This is a genomic window from Cyanobacteriota bacterium (genome assembly GCA_027618255.1).
Lineage (GTDB): Bacteria > Cyanobacteriota > Vampirovibrionia > LMEP-6097 > LMEP-6097 > JABHOV01.
This window is the reverse complement of sequence record JAQCFG010000092.1, coordinates 1-5713: the sequence shown is the minus strand read 5'-3', so window position 1 is coordinate 5713 and position 5713 is coordinate 1. Positions and strand designations below refer to the sequence as shown.

3 protein-coding genes are annotated in these 5713 nt (G+C 40.8%); all 3 read left to right on the top strand.

Going from position 1 to position 5713, the window contains the following annotated elements:
• The first annotated feature begins 216 nt into the window (after nucleotides 1-216).
• Entirely contained in the window at nucleotides 217-3000 is a 2784-nt protein-coding gene (locus O3C63_09380) for a TIGR03960 family B12-binding radical SAM protein (GenBank protein ID MDA0773134.1), read from the top strand.
• A gap of 70 nt (nucleotides 3001-3070) precedes the next feature.
• Nucleotides 3071-4945 (top strand): Rne/Rng family ribonuclease, encoded by a 1875-nt coding sequence (locus O3C63_09375; GenBank protein MDA0773133.1) that lies wholly within the window; start codon nucleotides 3071-3073, stop codon nucleotides 4943-4945.
• 42 nt (nucleotides 4946-4987) lie between these two features.
• The coding region (locus O3C63_09370) for a hypothetical protein (GenBank protein ID MDA0773132.1) at nucleotides 4988-5713 on the top strand (726 nt) is incomplete at its 3' end.

The window sequence follows — 5713 nt, the reverse complement described above, 5'->3', positions numbered from 1 at the left end:
GATCCAACGCATGAGACTACTATTGCACTTAAAGACTTGGATCTGCCGGCGGGTGTTGATATAGCAGTCCGCGTTTAGATTTACTTTTAAATCACCAGCTGCTGCGTTACGCTCATGATTTGTAATCATCATTGACGGCTCAGTCAACTCAGCTTACAAATCATTCGCAAGCCTTGCATCTGGCAATTTCTAAGCAAATCTAAGTCTTGAGAATAAATGATTATTGACAAACTAAGAAACAAAATCCTCCCCCAAGTTCAAAAACCAGGGCAATATCTTGGTAATGAATGGGGAGCGGCTCACAAGGACTGGGACTCTGCTAAGTCTCGTATGGTTTTGGTTTATCCGGATCTTTATGAATTGGGCATGTCCAATTTTGGACTTAAATTACTTTATCAAATCGTCAACAATCATCCTGACTATCTTTGTGACAGAGCCTTTGCGGTGATGCCTGATATGGAAGAGATGATGCGCGCCAATGAAATGCCGCTTTGGTCTTGGGAAGCCAATAAGCCGCTTGCAGAGTTTGATTTTATTGGTATCTCGCTTGCTTACGAGCTTTGCTACACCAATGTACTTAATGTACTTGATCTTGCCGGACTGCCGCTTAAAACCAAAGATCGTGATCTTAGTCACCCACTGGTTTTTGCAGGAGGACCTGCTTGTTTTAATCCTGAGCCAATGGCTGAGTATTTTGACTTCTTTATTATCGGAGATGGAGAGGAGTTGATACTTGAGATTCAAGCTATCTTAATAGGGCATAGGGAGAAGGGAATAGGGAATAGGGAAGAGCTGCTTTATGAACTTGCGCAATTGCAAGGTATCTACGTTCCATCTCTTTATGAACTAGACGAGAATTTTATTCCACAACCAATCCCGTCTCCCGTTTCCCCCATCCCTTATCCCGTCTTGAAGAGGATTACTCAATACCTCACTGACGCCAATAACCCAATCTCTGGTCCAATTCCGCATATCAAAACAGTGCAAGACAAACAAGTACTTGAGATACGCCGTGGCTGTGATCGTGGTTGTCGTTTTTGCCAAGTTGGTTACACTTACTTGCCAGTGCGTGAGCGCTCTGCAGAGGATCTTTTGAGATTGAGCGGGGAGTCGGTTAAACAATCTGGTTATGAGGATATTACTCTTTTGTCACTGTCAGCTAGTGACTATACTTGCCTGACAGAAGCTGCCCATGCTATCAATGATGAGCATGCCCAGAACGGTGTTGGTTTATCAATGCCATCACAGCGTGCTGATAGATTCAATGTGCAGCTTGCTGACGAGGTTTCAGGTGCGCGCAAATCTGGAATGACTTTTGCACCGGAAGCTGGCACCGAAAGAATGCGTCGCATTATTAATAAGGGATTGAGTGAGGCTGAAATCAAGCGTGCCATACAAGGTACTTATGACAAGGGCTGGAAGCAAGTCAAGCTCTACTTTATGATTGGTTTACCCTTTGAAGAAGATGCTGATCTTGACGGGATTATCGATATTCTAGAATGGGCAGCGAATTTGCACAGAAGCACTGGAGTTGATGGCAAATGCAGAAAAGCACCTCTTAAAATCACTTGCACCATTAGTACTTTTGTACCCAAAACATTTACTGCGTTTCAGTGGTTCCCGCAATGCAGTGTTGCTGAGTTTTATCGCAAACAAAAATATCTTCGTGATGGCTTAAGACAAAGACGAGTAGCAAAACAAATCAAACTCAACTGTACTGAACCTGAGCTTGCAATGATCGAGTCTGTTTTGTCGCGTGGTGATCGCAGGTGGGGAGAGGTTATCCAAAAGCTTTGGGAGACTGGTTCTCGTATGGACTCTTGGTCTGAGCATTTTAATATCAATCGCTGGCAGCAAGTTGCTGCTGAGTGTGGTTTGAATATCGAAGAGGAAGTGAGCAAAGATAGAGAACCAGGTTCAAAGCAGCCATGGGATGTTTTGACTATTGGTTTTACTGACAAGTTTTTATTGCATGAATGGCAGCAAGCTGTTGCAGAAATAGAGACTGCGCCTTGTACCGAAAATAAATGTCACGCTTGCGGTGTATGTTTTAATCTCAATGTCAAAAATATTGTTGGAGTAGATCTTTCTGACTCAAATCCATTTATAGAAACGCTTAATCAAGATGAAAGATTGGCTGATCAAGATGTCTTAAAACAAGAGTGGCTGATTAGGGCACAAAAATACCATGAGCTCTTGTTATTTTTAGATATTTTGGTCAATACTGGTATGACTGTGATAGAGCATGTGCAGCGAGTTTCAGATAGACTACCCAAAATAATTGTTAAAAATACAGTCTGTAAACAACGAGTTAAATTAAAAATTACTAAGCTTGGGGACTATAGATTTGCTTCACATTTGGATTTTCAGAGGCTTTTAGAGCGTGCTTTCAGGCGTTCTGGGCTGCCCTTGGTACACACCATGGGTTTCAATCAACGTATCAAGATTAGTTGGTTGAGTGCTCTGTCGTTATTTGTTGAGAGTATGGGGGAATACTTGATTATAGAGCTGGCTGAGGTATTTGACGATCTTGATAAATTAAAAGAAATTTTAAACCAAGAACTTCCAGAACAGGCTAGAATAGTAGAGGTGACGGTGATCTCTTCTAAAGAAAGATTATCCCTTGAAGATGTCCTAGAGACGGTTTATACAGCAAAGTTAATACAAGATGACGAGCTTTTCAGCCAGAATAATGATCTAGGTAATACAGATAAGGATGAATTTCAGCAGAAATTAGATCAACGTCTAACAACTTTTCTCGATCAGAGGGAGATCGTAGTGACAGGGGTTAAGAAAGACCCGAGAGGCAAGGGGCAATCTAAGAACATTAGAGACAATATCATCGATATGCAATTTTTGGATTCAGAACAATTAGAACTTAGGTTAAGGTCAACTCAAAGACCTGACGAGGTTCTTAATGCCTTTCTAACAAAGTCTAAATGGAGTATTTGTAAGCAAGAACAAGTGTTTAAGACAACAAAAACTTCTGAGCTAGTCTAGCTTTATAGCTAGTACCAGCGAAAATTTCCTAAGGCGATTTAAAGCCTGAAACATAAAAGGATAGGTTAAAATGAGACAATTAGTAATTTCCGAACAGGATAACGTTGCTGCATTGATGGACAATGGTAAAGCAATCGATTTCATTATTCAGAAAAATGATTTTAGTGTAGGTGATGTTTATGCTGTAACAGTAGAAAATATCATGCAATCAATTAATGCAGTGTTCGTTAAGCTGCAAGATGGACAAATGGGATTCCTTCATGCAAATGATATTCCAGGTAGAGGTTTACTCTACGACAGGTTGAGTCCTGGACAAAGACTTTTGGTTCAAATTGTTAAAGAACCCACTGGTAATAAGGGTCCTAGAGTTAATCTGGCGATTTCAATTCCTGGTAGATACTATGTACTTACTAGTGAAAATAAAAGTATTGCAATTAGTAGACGAATCAGTGAGAACACTGAAAGAGATAGATTGAGATCTATTACCAATTTAATGAAACCTGAAGAGCTTGGTGTTGTAATTAGAACCGAGGCTGCTGGACATAGTCAAGAAGAACTTGAAGAGGACTTCCTTACTATCTGGGAGAAATGGAAAAACATCGTTGATAAATACGACAGGCTCGATGGCTATGGTGCTATTTATAAAGAATCTGATTTTTTATACACCACACTTCGTGATCATTACAATACTAGTGTTGATGAGATAGTTGTTGGTGGCATGCAAGCTAAATATAAATGTCAAGAACATCTTAAAGGTTGGACTGGTAGAGAAGTTAATCTGACACATTATGATGCTGATCAAGTTTTGATCAAGACTGATGTCGTAAAAGAACTACGTAATTGTCTTTCCAATAGAGTTAACCTTCCAAGTGGTGGTTACCTGGTGATTCAAGGAATGGAGGCACTTACTGCAATTGATATCAATTCTGGTAAGTTCACTAGCTCAAACACTTTGCGTGAGACTGTTAGAAGAACTAATATGGAAGCAGCTGTCGAAATTGCCAGACAAATGAGACTGCGTAATATTGGTGGCATGATTATTATTGATTTTATTGATATGTCAGAAAGAGCAGATCGCATTACTGTAATGGAAGTGCTTGAAAATGCTCTTAGACCTGATAAAGCTAAGCCACAGGTAGGACAACTGTCGGATTTGTGTTTAGTTGAGATTACTCGCAAACGATCTGGACAAGCACTTGCTGAAACTTTTGGTAATACTTGCCAGCATTGTAGTGGTACAGGGGTCATCTTTAATTTAAATACTGATGATAGTCAACACAATCATGGTAATAGACGTCCAAGAAATTCTAATCAACGTAGTTATAATAATCGTCCTGAACGTAATGATCGCAGCGAACGTCCTGAACGTAATGATCGCAGCGAACGTCCTGAACGTAATGATCGCAACGAACGTCCTGAACGTAATGATCGCAGCGAACGCCCTGAACGTAATGATCGCAACGAACGTCCTGAACGTAATGATCGCAGCGAACGTCCTGAACGTAATGATCGCAGCGAACGTCCTGAACGTAATGATCGCAGCGAACCGTCTGATCGTAATGATAGTAGCGAACGAAGTGATCGTGGTGAACAGGCTGCTAATAATAATGATAGACGTAATAGTGGACGTAACTATAACCAAAAATCAAGCCGTTATAATAATCGTGACCAAAGAGGCGGACAGAGAAATCGTGGACCAAGACCAACTACTGACACTAAAGAAGATAGCCCAGGAACTACAACTGCAAACCCAGCTCAAGGGAGTCCGGAAGCTGCAGTAATGGCAGAAAAACAAGTACCAAAAGAAGCTCCGGAAACCAAAAGTCCAGCTGTAATTAGTTCAAGTGTCGATCGCAGCAAAACCAAAAGTTTTGGTGCTACGCATATAGTTGAAAATACTAGTAGTGCTATGCCCAAGTCTAGTGGTGATGAAGCGAAGACATAAGTTAGACTCGCTGTAGCTCGTCGGTTTCGCTATAATTGATTTGTGTCAGTGATTAATTATTCTTTAGAGACTGTTCAAAAAGCTTATGACAAGCTTGGTCCTTATGGTTTTAAGACGATTCATGTCGCTGGTACCAATGGTAAGGGATCTGTTTGTACTTTCTTAGAGCTTTTATATTTAAATATTTTGCCGGAAATCAAAATTGGCAAGTATACTAGTCCGCATATTTGGAATGTCACTGAGAGGTTTTCTGTTAATGGGAAGGATATTGATTTGGATGATTATTCTCGTTATCAGTCTTCACTCCCGTCTTCGCTTCGCTACGACGCGGCAAGTCGCTACGACGCGGCAAGTCGTTTCGACTCGACAAGTTGCGAGCAAAATTTAACAGAGTTTGAAGAAAAAACTTTAGTTGCTTTTGAGTATTTTAAACAAGAGCAAGTCGACATTGCGATACTGGAAACCGGCTTGGGTGGTCGTTTTGATGCCACCAATGTAATTCCAGAAGAAAATAGATTAGCTACTGCAATAACTAATGTGGCAATGGATCACATGGATTATTTAGGCAATAGTATTGAGGAGATTCGCCGCGAGAAGGAGGGGATTAAGCGCGAGTGCGTGCCGCATTTCGAAGCATCTGTCATTGCGAAGCCCGCAGGGGCGTGGCAATCTCCCAATGATCAAACTGGAAGCAATTTCTTACTCGCTCTTGAGATTTTTGAATCAATAAATAAACTACAAGTCAGAGAAGAAGAAAAACAAAAAGTC

Excerpts from the sequence above, each read along its gene's own strand:
- O3C63_09380 (MDA0773134.1), top strand. The coding sequence starts at position 217 with ATGATTATTGACAAACTAAGAAACAAAATCCTCCCCCAAGTTCAAAAA.
- O3C63_09375 (MDA0773133.1), top strand. The coding sequence starts at position 3,071 with ATGAGACAATTAGTAATTTCCGAACAGGATAACGTTGCTGCATTGATG.